The 16,077-nt window shown below is 55.2% G+C and carries 14 protein-coding genes, 1 tRNA gene and 2 pseudogenes; 12 read left to right on the top strand and 5 right to left on the bottom strand.

Features of this window, described 5'->3' with window-relative positions; translation table 11 throughout:
* From UW3_RS0115785 to UW3_RS28740, 3 genes are all read left to right on the top strand, one after another.
* Complete coding sequence (locus UW3_RS0115785) at positions 1 to 1,179, top strand: hypothetical protein (RefSeq protein WP_010223481.1); 1,179 nt, start codon at positions 1 to 3, stop codon at positions 1,177 to 1,179.
* On the top strand, positions 1,169 to 2,935 hold the full coding sequence (locus tag UW3_RS0115780) for an ATP-binding protein (RefSeq protein ID WP_010223480.1): 1,767 nt from the start codon (positions 1,169 to 1,171) through the stop codon (positions 2,933 to 2,935). Before UW3_RS0115785 ends, UW3_RS0115780 begins: the two co-directional genes overlap by 11 nt.
* A gap of 162 nt (positions 2,936 to 3,097) precedes the next feature.
* Positions 3,098 to 4,570 carry a DNA/RNA helicase domain-containing protein gene (locus UW3_RS28740; RefSeq protein ID WP_010223479.1) on the top strand — a complete coding sequence of 491 codons (1,473 nt, stop codon included), beginning with the start codon at positions 3,098 to 3,100 and terminating at the stop codon, positions 4,568 to 4,570.
* Between the two features lie 44 nt (positions 4,571 to 4,614).
* On the opposite strand, the pseudogene UW3_RS29660 reads toward UW3_RS28740, so the two are convergent.
* From UW3_RS29660 to UW3_RS0115760, 4 genes and pseudogenes are all read right to left on the bottom strand, one after another.
* Positions 4,615 to 4,740, bottom strand: a pseudogene (locus UW3_RS29660) (transcriptional regulator); the annotation flags it as partial.
* Between the two features lie 65 nt (positions 4,741 to 4,805).
* A protein-coding gene (locus UW3_RS28255; RefSeq protein ID WP_085989524.1) for an IS5 family transposase occupies positions 4,806 to 5,662 on the bottom strand; the annotation gives its coding sequence in 2 pieces (ribosomal slippage) (positions 4,806 to 5,314 and positions 5,314 to 5,662; 858 coding nt in all).
* Between the two features lie 91 nt (positions 5,663 to 5,753).
* Positions 5,754 to 6,386, bottom strand: a pseudogene (locus UW3_RS27125) (tyrosine-type recombinase/integrase); the annotation flags it as partial.
* A 166-nt stretch (positions 6,387 to 6,552) separates the two neighbouring features.
* A tRNA-Leu gene (locus UW3_RS0115760) sits at positions 6,553 to 6,637 on the bottom strand.
* A gap of 108 nt (positions 6,638 to 6,745) precedes the next feature.
* Here UW3_RS0115760 and queA point away from each other — a divergent pair.
* From queA to UW3_RS0115730, 6 genes are all read left to right on the top strand, one after another.
* A complete protein-coding gene (gene queA / locus UW3_RS0115755) occupies positions 6,746 to 7,795 on the top strand; it encodes a tRNA preQ1(34) S-adenosylmethionine ribosyltransferase-isomerase QueA (RefSeq protein WP_010223475.1) in 1,050 nt (349 codons plus the stop codon).
* Between the two features lie 14 nt (positions 7,796 to 7,809).
* Positions 7,810 to 8,925 (top strand): tRNA guanosine(34) transglycosylase Tgt, encoded by a 1,116-nt coding sequence (tgt, locus tag UW3_RS0115750; RefSeq protein ID WP_010223474.1) that lies wholly within the window; start codon positions 7,810 to 7,812, stop codon positions 8,923 to 8,925.
* 47 nt (positions 8,926 to 8,972) lie between these two features.
* The gene (gene yajC, locus UW3_RS0115745) at positions 8,973 to 9,308 is read left to right on the top strand and encodes a preprotein translocase subunit YajC (protein WP_010223473.1); all 336 of its coding nucleotides are present in this window, start codon (positions 8,973 to 8,975) and stop codon (positions 9,306 to 9,308) included.
* Between the two features lie 63 nt (positions 9,309 to 9,371).
* Positions 9,372 to 11,237: a protein translocase subunit SecD gene (secD, locus tag UW3_RS0115740; RefSeq protein ID WP_010223472.1), complete on the top strand. Its 1,866-nt coding sequence runs from the start codon at positions 9,372 to 9,374 to the stop codon at positions 11,235 to 11,237.
* Between the two features lie 9 nt (positions 11,238 to 11,246).
* Complete coding sequence (gene secF / locus UW3_RS0115735; RefSeq protein WP_010223471.1) at positions 11,247 to 12,158, top strand: protein translocase subunit SecF; 912 nt, start codon at positions 11,247 to 11,249, stop codon at positions 12,156 to 12,158.
* A gap of 119 nt (positions 12,159 to 12,277) precedes the next feature.
* Positions 12,278 to 12,826 carry a glycine zipper 2TM domain-containing protein gene (locus tag UW3_RS0115730; protein ID WP_010223470.1) on the top strand — a complete coding sequence of 183 codons (549 nt, stop codon included), beginning with the start codon at positions 12,278 to 12,280 and terminating at the stop codon, positions 12,824 to 12,826.
* A gap of 186 nt (positions 12,827 to 13,012) precedes the next feature.
* Here the strand turns inward: UW3_RS0115730 and suhB are convergent, their stop codons facing one another.
* Entirely contained in the window at positions 13,013 to 13,831 is an 819-nt protein-coding gene (gene suhB, locus UW3_RS0115725; protein WP_010223469.1) for a type III secretion system regulator SuhB, read from the bottom strand.
* A gap of 145 nt (positions 13,832 to 13,976) precedes the next feature.
* Between suhB and trmJ the strand changes: the two genes are divergently transcribed.
* The 3 genes from trmJ to iscR all read left to right on the top strand — a co-directional run.
* The gene (trmJ, locus tag UW3_RS0115720) at positions 13,977 to 14,750 is read left to right on the top strand and encodes a tRNA (cytosine(32)/uridine(32)-2'-O)-methyltransferase TrmJ (protein ID WP_010223468.1); all 774 of its coding nucleotides are present in this window, start codon (positions 13,977 to 13,979) and stop codon (positions 14,748 to 14,750) included.
* Positions 14,751 to 15,533, top strand: coding sequence for a serine O-acetyltransferase (gene cysE, locus UW3_RS0115715; RefSeq protein WP_010223467.1), 783 nt, complete (start codon positions 14,751 to 14,753; stop codon positions 15,531 to 15,533).
* Between the two features lie 153 nt (positions 15,534 to 15,686).
* Positions 15,687 to 16,077, top strand: a 391-nt coding sequence (gene iscR, locus UW3_RS27120; RefSeq protein WP_036995730.1) for a Fe-S cluster assembly transcriptional regulator IscR, incomplete at its 3' end; no start/stop codon positions are given.

Below are 16,077 nucleotides of genomic sequence, written 5' to 3'. Positions count from 1 at the left end.
ATGGGACGTTCGGCCGACTACACAATACAAGGGTTCTTGTACCAATTTAATCAGACGCTCGCTGAACTTCTGAAAGCGGCGGATGAGGCAGAAATTACTATCGAAGGTATTGTTGAAGATATTGAGGTAGCAACATTTTCGGGAATTAAAGCGATTCAGTGTAAGTATCACGAGGCGCAGGATAAGTATACGCCGAGCATTCTATATGATCCTTTGCTTCAGATGATGAAGCATTTTAAGTCTAATCCAACCGCAAAGATAAAATATCATCTGTTCGCGCATTTTCCGAATAATCCAGAAATCGTCATTTCCTCTGTAGAGCTGAAGAGTGCGCTCAACTCTAAAAATAAAGACCTGCAAGGCTTGATTGCAGAGGTTGCCGGTGTTGATGTTGATGAATTCCTGAAATTATTCGCAATTACGGTAACACCTAAATACGACGACTTAATGGAGGAAAACACAAAGCTACTTGAGGCCCACGGTTTCAACAAGGGTGAAGTAGAAACTCTCTTCTATCCAAATTCCATTCAAATCATTGCTGATCTGAGTATCAAGCATGAGGAAGATCTTAGAAAAATCACCAAGAAGAATTTTTTAGAAGCATTACGCCGAATCAGATCTACAGCGGTTTCCCAGTGGACACTTGCGTTAAAGACTCGACAGAAGGTTTTGGAAATACGACGTAAACAGCTAAAAGAAAACTTGAGTTTAAATGTTCGCCTGCGCTTCTTGGTTATTTTTCCTGCGTTTTTAGAGCAGTTCGATGACCAGATTGTTCTTTTTATCAAGTCATTTATTGATAAGTACCATTTCAAACAGGCACATGCGCATACACCCCTCTTTGCGCTGGACGTTACTCAAGATTTATTTGATGAAATTGCGGAGCGACTGATCGGGAAGGATGTGGTGCCAAACCTCGGACGCCCAGTGAAAACGTTTTCCGAGATCAGTTTTTTCCGTGAGCCGATGGTTCTAAAAGATAAAAAAGAGTTTGTTCTAAGGTTTATTCGTTGGGATGATTACAAAAAACTTCAGCTTAAAATTAAAGCGGATGATTTTTTTGTAATTGGAGATGGAGATATTACGAGTCTAGATCTCAAGGATGTAAATCTGGAAGCCCTAGGTGCCGAAAAATTTGATGAAATCAAATATATGATGGGGATGAGCAATGCCTATTAAAATTGGAGCTGTGCTCTCGTGTGCGCCAGAAGCCGTCATCGTTGCGGTGGATAGTCTTGAAACTTTCGAGAGAAATAAAGAGGGGCTGCAGGTTGGCCGCTTTCTAAAAATTGCACAAGGCAACCATGATTTTACAATTGCCACCATCCGAAATATCAAAGGCACAAATACGACCACTCCAGACGGGAAGCCAGCATGGAGCTTCCAGATTGAGTGCCAGGCGATAGGAACCCTGGTAGATGACAAAACGTTTGACCGTAGTAGTCTCCTCTTGCCGGTACCAACTGAGCATGCATTCATTGCAGAAAACGATACTTTAGACAAGATATTTTCGGCAGATGGTGATCACGATTTTCCTCTTGGCAAACTCTCAATGAATAAAGCCATTGATCTTATGATCAGCGGCAATAGATTCTTCAGTAAGCATATTGCCGTTGTGGGTTCTACTGGCTCCGGTAAGTCGTGCACTGTTGCGAGCGTGCTCCAAGGTATCGTTGGGATATCTCAGCGTAAAAACAATAACAAGGACATGCAAAATAACTCGCATGTTGTGATATTTGATATTCATGATGAATATACCGCTGCGTTTACTTTGCAGGCGGAAGAGTTATTTACTCTGAGTCGGCTAGATATTGATACTCTACAGCTTCCTTATTGGCTGATGAATTCAGAAGAACTGGAAAGCATGTTTATCGAGAGTAATGAGTCGAACTCTCATAATCAAGTTAGTCAGTTTAAGTATGCTGTTGTTTTGAATAAAGAAATGCACAATCCAGATGTTCCGGAGGTGACTTACGACACCCCAGTTTATTTTTCGATTAAGGAAGTTTACAACTTCATTGAAAACCTGAATCGAGAGGTAATTGGTCGGCTGCCCGGAGAAGACAAGCCAAAGCTAGCCAACGGAGATTTGGTGGCTGATCGGAAAATTTATTTTGAGAAAGTCCACGATTTTGTTGCCAACTCAACTGCAGCAGCAAGCAAGGCTACTAATGGACCATTCAATGGAGAGTTCAATAGGTTCGTTTCGCGACTGGAGGCGAAATTGGCTGATAAGCGCCTCCGGTTCCTTTTGAACTCAAAGAAAGCTGATGGGCAGGCACATGTTACCGAGGATTTTGAGACGTTGATGAAGCAATTCATCGGCTATCTCCACAAGGCGAACGTCACCATTGTGGACTTGAGCGGAGTTCCTTTCGAAGTTCTTAGCGTCACGGTAAGCCTGATCTCTCGCCTCATCTTTGACTTTTGCTTTCATTATTCCAAACTGCAGCATGCCGAAGGCAAACTCAACGACATCCCTGTCATGCTCGTGTGTGAAGAGGCGCACAACTATGTACCGCGGGACAGTCACGCAGCCTACCGTGCATCCCGAAAATCCATCGAACGCATTGCAAAGGAAGGACGAAAATACGGCTTGAGCCTGATGGTGGTGAGCCAACGACCCTCGGAAGTGTCGGAAACAATATTCGCCCAGTGCAACAACTTCATTTCGTTGCGCCTTACGAACGACGCAGATCAGACCTACGTACGACGGCTATTCCCCGACAACGCCAATGCGATCACAGAGATCCTGCCTAACCTGGCTCCTGGCGAGTGCGTTGTGGTTGGTGACGCCGTGTTGTTGCCAGCTGTGATCAAGATGCCGCTACCGGTTCCAGAACCACATTCCCAAAGCGTTAGGGTTCATAGTGAGTGGAAAACGCCATGGCGCGATGTTGTCTTCGCTCAGGTCATTGAGCGTTGGAGAAAGTAAGAAGTTGAATTGCTCTTAATTGCAGTGCCTCATTGAAGCACTGCTTTAGTCCGGTAGCAGGTATTGCCGTTCAATCGAATCCCGACCCTGACCTCGGATGGCCAGGGTCGTTAGATTAAGAAAATTGAGTTAAATTTTAATTGGACTTAGTCGGTGTATAACGTGAAATACATAAACATCCTGTCTTTGGTGCAAGCAAATACCTCGTTAACGCCTGCTATGTTTGACGAGTTTTTAACGCACCATAATATAAAAATAAAGCCAGCAGAAGTCGAAGATCTTAAAGGGCTGGTTGGCGGGTTGTATGGTTTATCTGGTAATGCTAGTGTTTTTTCTGCGTTTTACGTTGGTTATCAAATTCCCCAAATAGGTAAAGAGTTTGATTTGTTAAGATTTGGGAAGGATAACGTTGTCAACATTGAGCTTAAAAAAACTTGCTCAGAGGAAAAAATAAAAGATCAGTTGGTGAGGAATCGGTATTATCTATCTTGTGTTGGTAGATATGTATATTGCTTCACCTATGTGTCGGATGTGAAGGCGCTGTATTATCTAAAAGATGATAATTGTCTGGTAAAGGTTGATCTTAGTTCCTTGAGGGATTTGCTCGCTTCCCAAGAGATTAATCGCGAAGAAATTGTTGATGATCTTTTTAATCCCTCTGATTATTTGGTTTCGCCCTTCAACTCAACTCAAAAATTTTTGCGTGACGAATATTTTTTAACTCATCAGCAGGAAGAAATTAGAAGTCGAATTTTGCAGTATTTGACTGGGCCGAAAATGGTGAAATTTATTTCGGTGATAGGCAGTGCGGGTACGGGCAAGACTCTGCTTGTATATGATATTTCGAAACAATATACAAAGCTGAAAAAAAGTAATCTTATCATCCATTGTGGACAGTTGAATGAGGGGCATGTTGAGCTAATGGGATGTGGTTGGGATATTATTCCTATAAAAAGCTACTTATCCTATGATTTGGCGAAATATGATTTGGTCATTGTTGACGAGTCGCAGCGTGTTCGTCCTCATCAATTAAACGATATTATTGCTAAGGTCCAGGCGTCGAGCGGGAGTTGCATTTTTTCCTATGACAAACTTCAGACGTTAGCTAACTGGGAAGAAAGAAGCGATATTGATGCTTCGATAAGTTCTATAAAAAATTTGGTCGTGCACAAGCTATCCGAAAAAATTCGTACAAACAAAGAAATTGCAAATTTTATTAGGGTTCTTTTTAATAATAAAAGAAATCTACCCTTGTCAAGTACGAACAATATTGAGCTTAGCTATTTCAATAGCTTGGAGGATGCAAGGTCCTATCTTGCTACGCTGGATGAGTGTGGCTGGGAAGTACTTAGGTTTACTCCGTCGCAATACGGAAATGAGCATCATGAAAAATATTGTGCCGTTGCCAAAAAAACATCGCATCGAGTTATTGGGCAAGAGTTCGACAGTGTTGCGATACCGATAGATCAGTATTTTTCTTATAATTCTGACGGCGAATTATATTATAAGGGTTCGGCGTATTATAATATGACTAAAATGCTGTTCCAAAATATTACTCGCGCAAGGAAAAGATTAAATGTTGTGATCATAGGTAATCAGGAGATATTAAATAGGTGTATGTCTGTCCTACGCTAATCCAATAAAAAAGGGCCCTTTGGGCCCTTTCTGATGAGTCGTTTTTACATTTTTAGCCTGTTTTCCACCTCATCAGAACCGTGTTTGATTTTCCACTCTTTTAGCGTGCTGTGATTACCACCTTTGGTTTCTACGACTTAACCAGTGTGAGGGTTTTTGTAAGTCTTGAGCTAACGAGGTTTACGAGGGGCGGACGTCGCAGTCAAAACTTGAGTGCGCTTGCCGCTTTGCGGATCTAGGTTCTGTACGAAAAGAGATGTCGCAAACACCGCATGGAACAAGCCAGCGAGACCATAGCGGCATAGCTTTTCGCGAGCTTGTCGAAGCGCGTCACGATCCGTCGGTTCTCTTTCAGCCAGCCAAACATGCGCTCGATGATGTTGCGTTGTCGGTACTTGGGCCGATCAAACAGTCTTGGTAAGCCAGGCTTGGGTTTGCGTTTCATCGAACGCAGCGGGATGACGGGTTGCATTCGATATTGGTCGCAGTAACGGCGTAGCGCTTCGGCGTCGTAGCCCTTGTCGGCAAGCAGCCATTTACAGCGCTTACGCGGGCGGCCACGTTGGCTCGATGGAATGCTAACCTCGTCCAACAGGGGTTGGGCATAGCTGATGTCACTGGCTTGACCTCCAGAGAGGAGGAAGCGCAATGGTGTCCCGTTGGCGTCGCAGAGCATGTGGATTTTGGTTGTCAGGCCACCGCGACTGCGGCCTAGAGCGTGATCGGCAGGCTCGTCAGGCCCCCTTTTTTCCCGGCGCCAGAAGAGGCTCGGGTTGCACGTACTGCGGTTGAGTCGATCATCCAGGTTTGCACATCGATCAAGCCTTGCTCATTCAATCTCAGGTGCAAGCGTTTGAGCATCTGATCGAATGCCCCCTGGTTTCGCCAGCCCCGAAACCGTTGATACACCGTTGACCACGGGCCGAAGCGTTCCGGCATATCTCGCCACGCTGCACCTGAGCAGAGCACCCAGAGCACGCCATCGAGCATCAGGCGGTCACTCAGGCGGGGCCGCCCCCGGCCATGGGTTTCGGTGAAGAGATCAGCGACCACAGCCCAAGCCTCATCCGAGAGTTCGTAACGCTTTGCCATCACAGGATTCCTTTCCGTAGATGGCTGGAAACTCTACAAAACTTCAGCTTCCGAGGGACGTCGATTGGGTTTCTCGGGATTTCGTACAGAACCTAGGAGCTTGTGCTGCGATGTCACGCAGGCGGCTGCCTGGATCGTTTTCGGTGAGCCCTAGGCCGATGGCTCGGCCGAAGATCTGATTGATCCACGTGCGGCACTTTTCCGCCACGTTGTGTGCGTTTCGCGCTTCGAGGGATGCCTGGAGTTCTGCGCAGTCGGTACGCGTGATTTCGTCGAGGGGCTTATCTCCCAATGCCGGGAGGATGTCTTTGTCGAGGTAAGTGCGGATTTTGTTAAGAGTGGAGGGAGCGAGGCCCTTTTCTTCTTTGGCCTTGAGCCAAGCTTCAGCAGCAGCTCGGAAGGTCCGAGTCCTGGCAGCGTCAATGGCAGCTTTGGCGGAGCGTTTCTGTTCGAGAGGATCGGCGCCGCTGCTAACTACCTTGCGTAGTTCAGCAGCTTTGTCCCGTGCCAATGCACCGCTTACTTCCGGGTAACCCCCGAGCCCCATCCAGGCCCAATTGCCTGCCGGACGTTTGTAGCGGAGCTGCCAGGATTTCCCACCATCAGGTTTGACCCTGAAGTAGAGGCCGCTTCCGTCCAGCTCCCTGTATTCCTTTGATTCTGGCTCCAGCCCCGCAAGCGTCGTGTCTGCGAGAGGGCGGCGCTTGATATCTGCGCGCTTCATCCTTGTATCCCAAAGTTCGGCATTTTTCTCAGGATACAAGCAGGGATACAGGGATACAACGGATAAGGGGATACAGAGGTAGATAGCCAGACACAAAAAAAACCGGCTCAAGTGGCCGGTTTCTCTGGGTCTGAGAGTCTGGTAGAGACTTTCAGATACTGCTATATGGTGCCCCGAGGGAGACTCGAACTCCCACTCCTTTCGAAAACGGATTTTGAATCCGCCGCGTCTACCAATTCCGCCATCAGGGCTTGTGGCGGCGAAGTATAAAGAGGCGCCTACCGTTGGTCAATCAGGTTTCATGGTCAATTTTCACGGTTTCGGCTAAACTTTCCGGCCCTGTCGAACCGAACACCATCATGCGCGTCGCCGATTTTTCTTTTGAGCTTCCTGATTCCCTGATCGCTCGCCATCCGCTGGCGCAGCGCCATAGCAGCCGGCTGCTGACCCTGGACGGGCCGAGCGGGGCACTGGCGCATCGCCAGTTCACCGACCTGCTCGAGCATTTGCGCCCGGGCGATCTGATGGTGTTCAACAATACCCGGGTGATTCCGGCGCGTCTGTTCGGCCAGAAGGCCAGCGGCGGCAAGCTGGAGATCCTCGTCGAGCGCGTACTCGACAGTCACCGGGTGCTGGCCCACGTGCGTTCGAGCAAGGCGCCCAAGCCGGGCACGCTGATCGTCATCGACGGCGGTGGCGAGGCCGAGATGGTCGCCCGTCACGACGCGCTGTTCGAGCTGCGCTTTGCCGAAGAGGTGCTGGCGCTGCTCGATCGCGTCGGCCATATGCCGCTGCCGCCGTACATTGATCGTCCGGACGAGGGCGCCGACCGCGAGCGCTACCAGACGGTATATGCCGAGCGCGCCGGGGCCGTGGCCGCACCGACCGCCGGCCTGCACTTCGATGAAGAGCTGCTGGCCAAGATCGCCGCCAAAGGCGTGGAAACCGCCTTCGTCACCCTGCACGTGGGGGCTGGTACTTTCCAGCCAGTGCGGGTCGAGCGCATCGAAGACCACCACATGCATAAAGAGTGGCTGGAGGTCGGCCAGGACGTGGTCGATGCCGTGGCGGCCTGCCGCGCCCGTGGCGGGCGGGTGATTGCCGTGGGCACCACCAGCGTGCGTTCGCTCGAAAGCGCCGCCCGTGATGGTGTGCTCAAGGCGTTCAGCGGCGATACCGATATCTTTATCTTCCCGGGCCGGCCATTCCATGTGGTCGATGCCCTGGTGACCAACTTCCATTTGCCTGAATCCACGCTGCTGATGCTGGTTTCGGCCTTCGCCGGTTATCCCGAGACCATGGCTGCCTATGCGGCGGCGGTCGAGAACGGATACCGCTTCTTCAGTTACGGTGATGCCATGTTCATCACCCGCAATCCGGCGCCACGCGGCCCCGAGGATCAAGCATGAGTCGCACCTGTCGTATGTCCTTCGAATTGCTGGCCACCGACGGCAAGGCCCGTCGCGGCCGCCTGACCTTCCCCCGCGGCGTGGTCGAGACCCCGGCGTTCATGCCGGTGGGTACCTATGGCACGGTCAAGGGCATGCTGCCGCGCGACATCGAAGCGATCGGCGCGCACATGATCCTTGGCAATACCTTCCACCTGTGGCTGCGCCCGGGCACCGAGGTGATCAAGGCCCATGGCGACCTGCATGACTTCATGAAGTGGCAGGGCCCGATTCTCACCGACTCCGGTGGTTTCCAGGTGTTCAGCCTGGGCGCCATGCGCAAGATCCGCGAAGAGGGCGTGACGTTTGCCTCGCCGGTCGACGGCTCCAAGGTGTTCATGGGCCCGGAAGAGTCGATGCAGGTCCAGCGCGACCTGGGCTCGGACGTGGTGATGATCTTCGACGAATGCACCCCGTACCCGGCCGATGAAGACGTCGCCCGCGTGTCCATGGAGCTGTCCCTGCGCTGGGCCCAGCGCTCGAAAAACGCCCACGGCGACAGCACTGCGGCGCTGTTCGGCATTGTCCAGGGCGGCATGCACGAAAACCTGCGCATGCGCTCGCTCGAAGGCCTGGAAAAGATCGGTTTCGACGGCCTGGCCATCGGCGGCCTGTCGGTGGGCGAGCCCAAGCACGAAATGATCAAGGTGCTGGATTACCTGCCAGGGCGCATGCCGGCTGACAAACCTCGTTACCTTATGGGGGTAGGCAAGCCGGAAGATCTCGTTGAGGGTGTGCGCCGCGGCGTCGACATGTTCGATTGCGTGATGCCCACGCGCAACGCGCGCAACGGTCATCTGTTTGTCGATACCGGCGTGCTGAAAATCCGTAACGCGTTCCATCGCCACGATGATTCGCCCCTGGATCCGACCTGCGATTGCTATACCTGCCAGAACTTCTCCCGTGCTTATCTGCATCACCTGGATAAATGCGGCGAAATGTTGGGCAGTATGTTGAATACGATCCATAACTTGCGCCATTACCAGCGGTTGATGGCTGGTTTACGCGAGGCTATTCAACAAGGTACATTGGCCGCCTTTGTCGATGCCTTTTACGCCAAGCGCGGGCTGCCTGTGCCGCCCTTGGATTGATGTATTGTCGATCCCTAACAAGTACTGATTTGCAACTGGAGTGCTAAATGAGCTTTCTGATCCCTGCCGCATACGCGGACGCAGCTGCCCCAGCCGCCGGCCCAGCCGGTACTGGCTTCGAGTGGATTTTCCTGGTCGGTTTCCTGGTCATCTTCTACCTGATGATCTGGCGCCCGCAGGCCAAACGTGCCAAAGAGCAGAAAAACCTGCTGAGCAACCTGCAAAAAGGTGACGAAGTTGTCACCAACGGCGGTATCGCCGGCAAGATCGTCAAAGTTGCCGACGACTTCGTGGTTTTGGAAGTGTCCGACAACGTCGAGCTGAAGTTCCAGAAGGGCGCCGTAGCCGCGACCCTGCCTAAAGGCACGCTCAAAGCGATCTAAGTTTCAGTTTTTTACCAATCGACGGGGCGCGCAAGGCGCCCCGCGTCTTGAACGGGCGGCGTGATGCTGAACAAATACCCTCTGTGGAAATACGCACTGATCCTGGTGGTACTGGCGATCGGTTTTATTTATTCCGCTCCCAACCTCTACCCTGATGATCCGGCCGTTCAGGTCAGTGGTGCCAGCACGGCGCTGCAGGTCAATCAGACTGATCTGGACCGCGTGAGCAAAGCGCTCGTTGAGGCCGGAATCCAGGTCAAGGCCGCGAGCCTGGGCGAGAAGGGCAAGGTTGGGCTGGTGCGCCTGACCAAACAGGAAGACCAACTGCCAGCCAAGGATGTAGTGCGCAAGGCACTGGGCGACGACTATGTAGTAGCGCTCAACCTGGCCCCGACTACCCCGCAATGGTTGCGCAACCTGGGCGCCAGCCCGATGAAGCTGGGTCTGGACCTTTCCGGTGGTGTGCACTTCCTGCTTGAAGTGGACATGGACAAGGCCATGTCGGCCCGCCTGAAAGTCTACGAAGGTGAAGTCAAAAGCCTGCTGCGCAAAGAGCGCGTGCGCTACCGCAGCCTGCCGCAACAAGATGGCGGCATTCAGCTGGGCTTCTCCGATGATGACTCCCGCGAACAGGCCCGTAGCCTGATCCGCAAGAATTTCAACGATTTCGAGCTGACCACCACCGAGCGTAACGGCTTGTCCGTGCTGCGTCTGGCGATTACCCCGGCCAAGGTCGCGGAAATCCGTGAATACTCGATCAAGCAGAACCTGACCACGGTACGTAACCGGGTCAACGAACTGGGTGTAGCCGAGCCACTGGTTCAGCGCCAGGGTGCCAACCGCATCGTGGTCGAGCTGCCAGGCGTGCAGGACACCGCCGAAGCCAAGCGGATCCTCGGCAAGACCGCCAACCTCGAATTCCGCCTGGGTGCTGAGCCAGGTGCCTCGAAAGCCACCACCGAAACCTTCGAATTCCGCGAGGGCGGTCGTGCGGCTGCGGTCGAGCGTGGCCTGATCATCACCGGTGACCAGGTCACCGACGCCCAGGCCAGCTTCGACGAGCAAGGCCGTCCGCAAGTGAACATCCGTCTGGATGGTCATGGCGGCGAGCTGATGAGCCGTGCTACCCGTAGCAACGTCGGTCGCAGCATGGCGGTGATCTTCATCGAGCAGCGTCCTACCACGCGCTACGTCAAGCAGATGGTCGATGGCGTCGAAAAAGACGTTGCCGTGCAGACCTTCACCGAAGAGAAGAAGATCATCAGCCTGGCGACCATCCAGTCGCCACTGGGCAGCCAATTCCGTATCACCGGCCTGAACGGTCAGGGTGAATCGTCGGAACTGGCCCTGCTGCTGCGTGCCGGTGGTCTGGCGGCGCCGATGTACTTCGCTGAAGAGCGCACCATTGGCCCGAGCCTGGGTGCCGACAACATCACCAAGGGTATCGATGCTTCCCTGTGGGGCATGTTGTTCGTTTCGCTGTTCATCATGGCCATCTACCGCTTCTTCGGTCTAATCGCGACCATCGCCCTGGCCGGTAACATGGTCATGCTGCTGGCGCTGATGTCCCTGCTGGGGGCGACACTGACCCTGCCGGGTATCGCCGGTATCGTGCTGACCATGGGTATGGCGGTCGACGCCAACGTGCTGATCTTCTCGCGGATCCGCGAAGAGCTGGCCAACGGCATGTCGGTGCAGCGCGCCATCCACGAAGGCTTCAACCGTGCCTACACGGCGATTGTCGATGCCAACCTGACCACCTTGCTGGTCGGTGGCATCCTCTTCGCCATGGGTACCGGCCCGGTCAAGGGCTTTGCGGTTACCATGTCCCTCGGGATTTTCACCTCGATGTTCACGGCCGTCATGGTTACCCGCGCAATGGTCAACCTGACCTGCGGCGGGCGTGATATCAAGAAGCTGTGGGTATAAGGGGCTGCCATGTTACGTACCATTAACTTCATGGGTGTGCGCAACGTTGCGTTCGGCATCACCCTGCTACTGACCGTGCTGGCGTTGTTCAGCTGGTTCTACAAGGGCCTCAACTTCGGCCTGGACTTCACCGGCGGTACGCTCATCGAGCTGACCTACGAGCGTCCGGCCAACCTTGGCGAGGTCCGCGAGGAGCTGGTCAAGGCCGGCTTCGAGGATGCGGTGGTGCAGAGTTTCGGTGCTACCACCGACCTGCTGGTGCGCATGCCAGGCGATGACCCGCTGCTGGGTAATCGTGTGTCCGAGGCGCTGCAAAAGGTCAGTTCCGACAACCCTGCAGTGGTCAAGCGCGTCGAGTTCGTTGGCCCGCAAGTCGGTGAAGAGCTGCGCGACCAGGGCGGCCTGGGCATGTTGCTGGCTCTTGGCGGCATCATGATCTACCTGGCCTTCCGCTTTCAGTGGAAGTTCGCCCTGGGTGCGATCCTGTCGCTGATCCACGACGTGGTCGTGACCATGGGGATCCTCTCGTTCTTCCAGATCACCTTCGACCTGACGGTACTGGCGGCGGTGCTGGCGATCATCGGTTACTCGCTCAACGACACCATCGTCGTGTTCGACCGGGTGCGGGAGAACTTCCGGGTACTGCGCAAGGCTTCGCTGATCGAGAACATCAACATCTCGACCACCCAGACCCTGCTGCGTACCGTGGCAACATCGGTATCGACCCTGTTGGCCATTGCCGCGCTGCTGTTCTTCGGTGGCGACAACCTGTGGGGCTTCTCCCTGGCGCTGTTCATCGGCGTCATGGCGGGTACCTACTCGTCGATCTACATCGCCAACGTGGTGCTGATCTGGCTGAACCTGAGCAGCGAAGACCTGATCCCGACCGTAAAAGCCGAGGGCGTGGACGACCGTCCATAAGGGTTTTCCCACGCGGTTGGCCGTACAAAAAGGCGCGAGTGTTGAACTCGCGCCTTTTTTTATGCTCCAAGGCAGGGAGAAGGCGGGCTTTGTCCTGCAGGTACGATCAGGAGGTTCAGGTGAACAAGTCGATGCTGGTGGGTGCGGTTCTGGGTGCTGTCGGTGTAACAGCCGGAGGTGCTGTTGCCACCTACAACCTGGTCAAGGGTGGACCGGAGTTCGCCGAAGTGTTGGCGGTGCAGCCGGTCAAGCAGACGGTCAAGACACCTCGTGAAGTGTGCAAGGATGTCACCGTGACGCGTCAGGCGCCGGTAAAGGATCAGCACCAGATCGCCGGTACTGTGGTTGGCGCGCTGGCGGGTGGCCTGCTGGGTAATCAGATTGGCGGCGGCACCGGTAAGAAAATCGCTACCGTGGCAGGTGCTGTCGGTGGTGGCTATGCCGGTAACAAGGTGCAGGAGGGCATGCAGGAGCGTGATACCTATACCACCACGCAAACCCGCTGCAACACGGTCAATGACCTGAGCGAGAAAGTTGTCGGATATGACGTGAAGTACTCGATCGGCGACAAGGTCGGTCAGGTGCGCATGGACCGTGATCCGGGTTCGCAGATTCCGCTGGATAAAGAAGGCAAGCTGGTGCTCGGCCAGGCCCAGCCCGGTCAGTAACGGCGCGGTCTCTGTAGGAGCTGGGCTTGCCGGCGATCGAGCGCGAAGCGGTCGCAGTCCAGGTGCCGGCTACAGTGTTGGCTATACCGGCCTCATCGCTGGCAAGCCAGCTCCCACAGAGAGAAGGTGGTCCATAAGGCCAAAAAAAAGCACCCCGAAGGGTGCTTTTTTGTGCCCGGTCGAAACTCAGCGTTTGATCGAGGCAGGCAGGTGCGGCTGGATAGCAGTCAGGACGGCCTTGAAGCACTTGGTGTTACCGGCAACGATGTGACCCTTCTCGAGGAAGTCGTGGCCGCCGGTGAAATCGCTCACCAGACCGCCGGCTTCCTGGATCAGCAGGGCGCCTGCAGCCATGTCCCACTCCGACAGGCCCGATTCCCAGAAGGCATCGAAACGACCAGCGGCAACGTAGGCCAGGTCCAGGCTGGCAGCGCCGGCGCGGCGGATGCCGGCGGTCTGGCCGACCAGGGCGCGGAACATGCCCAGGTAGTTGTCCAGGTCGGCCATCTGGTTGTCACGGAACGGGAAGCCGGTACCGAGCAGGGCGCCTTCCAGGCTGGTGCGAGGGCTGACGCGCAGGCGGCGGCCGTTCAGCTGGGCGCCACGGCCACGGCTGGCGGTGAATTCTTCCTGGCGGACAGGGTCCAGCACCACGGCGTGCTCAAGGCGGCCACGGTATTTGCAGGCAATGCTGACAGCAAAGTGCGGAACGCCACGCAGGAAGTTGGTGGTGCCATCCAGTGGGTCGATGATCCACAGGTAGTCCTTGCCTTCTTCGCCGCTACCGGCATGCAGGCCGGTCTCTTCGCCGTAGATGGAGTGGTTCGGGTAGGCCTTGCGCAGGGCATCGATGATTTTCTGCTCTGCGGCGCGATCGACTTCGGAGACGTAATCCTTGGCGTCTTTTTCATCAACCTTGATGCTATCCAGGCGCTCGATGGAGCGGAAAATCAATTCACTGGCGCTGCGGGCGGCGCGCAGCGCGATATTCAGCATGGGCTGCATGGACGTTTCACCTGGGTCGTTAAAGAAAGCCGAACATTCTAGCAGAAAACTTTGCGCGAAGAAGGGTGACATTTGCTTTCGTAGCGTAAAGTCGGTCGCTTCTGTAAGATTTGCTCCCCCTTCGCAACGTCTGTGAGCGCTCGCCTTGCTGCAAAATATTCGTGTTGTTCTGGTCAATACCAGCCACCCGGGCAATATCGGCGGCGCAGCGCGTGCCATGAAAAACATGGGCTTGTCGCGGCTGGTGCTGGTCGACCCGCAGGATTTTCCGTCCCACGAGGCCGATGCCCGTGCGTCGGGTGCCGATGACGTGCTCGCCGGTGCGCAAGTGGTCGCCACCCTCGAAGACGCGTTGGTCGGCTGCAACCTGGTGTTCGGCACCAGTGCCCGCGAGCGACGCATCCCCTGGCCGCTGGTCGACCCGCGCGAGTGCGCGAGCAAGGTCATCGAGCATGCCGTTCAGGGCGAGGAGATCGCCCTGGTGTTTGGTCGCGAGCATGCGGGCCTTACCAACGAAGAACTGCAGCGCTGCCATTTTCATGTGCACATCCCCTCGAATCCGGACTTCAGCTCGCTGAACCTCGGTGCTGCGGTGCAGGTGCTGGCCTATGAAGTGCGCATGGCCTGGCTGGCGCTGGAGGGGCAGCTGTCGAAGACGGAAAACACTGAAGTGGCGCCGGAGCGCAGCAGCGAGCTGGCGACCATGGATGAAATGGAGCTGTTCTACGAACACCTGGAAAAGACCCTGGTCGACATCGGTTTTCTCGACCCGGAGAAGCCCAGGCACCTGATGCCGCGTCTGCGTCGGCTGTACGGGCGCAGCTCGGTCAATCGTTCGGAAATGAGTATTTTGCGCGGCATTCTCACGGAAACCCAGAAAGTGGCTCGTGGCGAACCGCATAAGCGGAAGGATCAATAGATGTTCGAGCGTCTGCGTGAAGATATCCAGAGCGTTTTCCACCGTGACCCGGCGGCGCGCAATGCCTTTGAAGTGCTGACCTGCTACCCGGGCATGCATGCGATCTGGCTGCATCGCGCGGCGCACGCCCTGTGGTTGCGGGACTGGAAGTGGCTGGCCCGGCTGGTGTCGAACTTCGGGCGCTGGCTGACCGGGATCGAGATCCACCCCGGCGCCAAGGTTGGCCGGCGATTTTTCATTGACCATGGCATGGGCATCGTTATTGGCGAAACCGCTGAAATCGGCGACGACGTCACCCTGTACCAGGGCGTAACCCTGGGGGGCACCACCTGGAACAAGGGCAAGCGTCATCCGACCCTGGAAGACGGCGTGGTGGTGGGCGCCGGGGCCAAGGTGCTGGGGCCGTTCACCGTCGGCGCCGGGGCCAAGATCGGCTCCAATGCGGTGGTGACCAAGGCGGTGCCGGCCGGTGCGACTGCCGTGGGTATTCCGGGGCGGATTATCGTCAAGACCGATGCCGAAGTCGAAGCCCGGCGCAAGGCCATGGCCGAGAAGATCGGCTTCGATGCCTATGGCGTCAGCGAGGACATGCCCGACCCGGTGGCTCGCGCCATTGGTCAGCTGCTCGACCACCTGCAGGCCGTCGACGGGCGCCTGGAGGACATGTGCGGCGCGCTGAAGAAACTGGGCAGCGACTACTGCGCCAAGGAGCTGCCGGCCCTGCGTGAAGAAGACTTCGCCCAGATCAAGGACGAGGCCCGTAGCGACGCGTCGACGCATTGACAGAAGGGGCGTGCGCAAGCGCCCCTTAGTTTGCTATCATTCGGCCGCCCTCTTGCGGTAAACCCGACTAAAGCACTAGGTCTTATAGTTGACTTAAACGCTCGGGAATAGCATACTCGCTCCCATTCCGTAACCCCGTGGTACCTACTAGCCATGCGACTGACTACAAAAGGCCGATACGCCGTGACCGCCATGCTCGACCTGGCGTTGCATGCGCAGAATGGGCCGGTGTCTCTGGCCGACATTTCCGAGCGCCAAGGCATTTCCCTCTCTTATCTGGAGCAGCTGTTTGCAAAGCTGCGCCGTAGCAGTCTGGTTTCCAGTGTGCGCGGCCCCGGCGGCGGCTATCAGCTGTCGCGAAGCATGGAGAGCATTCAGGTCGCCCAGGTCATCGACGCGGTCAACGAATCGGTCGATGCCACGCGTTGTCAGGGCCTGGGTGATTGCCACGCCGGCGACCCCTGCCTGACCCACCACCTGTGGTGCGACCTCAGCCAGCAGATTCACGAATTCCTCAGCGGCATCAGCCTGGCTGACCTTGTCA

Origin of the sequence: Pseudomonas donghuensis, assembly GCF_000259195.1 — a bacterium.
Taxonomy (GTDB): domain Bacteria; phylum Pseudomonadota; class Gammaproteobacteria; order Pseudomonadales; family Pseudomonadaceae; genus Aquipseudomonas; species Aquipseudomonas donghuensis.
The sequence above is the reverse complement of the archived record's forward strand: the minus strand, read 5'-3'. Positions and strand labels throughout refer to the sequence as shown.

Coding starts and splice junctions, on each gene's coding strand:
- UW3_RS0115785 (WP_010223481.1), top strand. CDS start 1: ATGGGACGTTCGGCCGACTACACAATACAAGGGTTCTTGTACCAATTT.
- UW3_RS0115780 (WP_010223480.1), top strand. CDS start 1,169: ATGCCTATTAAAATTGGAGCTGTGCTCTCGTGTGCGCCAGAAGCCGTC.
- queA (WP_010223475.1), top strand. CDS start 6,746: ATGCGCGTCGCCGATTTTTCTTTTGAGCTTCCTGATTCCCTGATCGCT.
- tgt (WP_010223474.1), top strand. CDS start 7,810: ATGTCCTTCGAATTGCTGGCCACCGACGGCAAGGCCCGTCGCGGCCGC.
- yajC (WP_010223473.1), top strand. CDS start 8,973: ATGAGCTTTCTGATCCCTGCCGCATACGCGGACGCAGCTGCCCCAGCC.
- secD (WP_010223472.1), top strand. CDS start 9,372: ATGCTGAACAAATACCCTCTGTGGAAATACGCACTGATCCTGGTGGTA.
- secF (WP_010223471.1), top strand. CDS start 11,247: ATGTTACGTACCATTAACTTCATGGGTGTGCGCAACGTTGCGTTCGGC.
- suhB (WP_010223469.1), bottom strand. CDS start 13,831: ATGCAGCCCATGCTGAATATCGCGCTGCGCGCCGCCCGCAGCGCCAGT.
- cysE (WP_010223467.1), top strand. CDS start 14,751: ATGTTCGAGCGTCTGCGTGAAGATATCCAGAGCGTTTTCCACCGTGAC.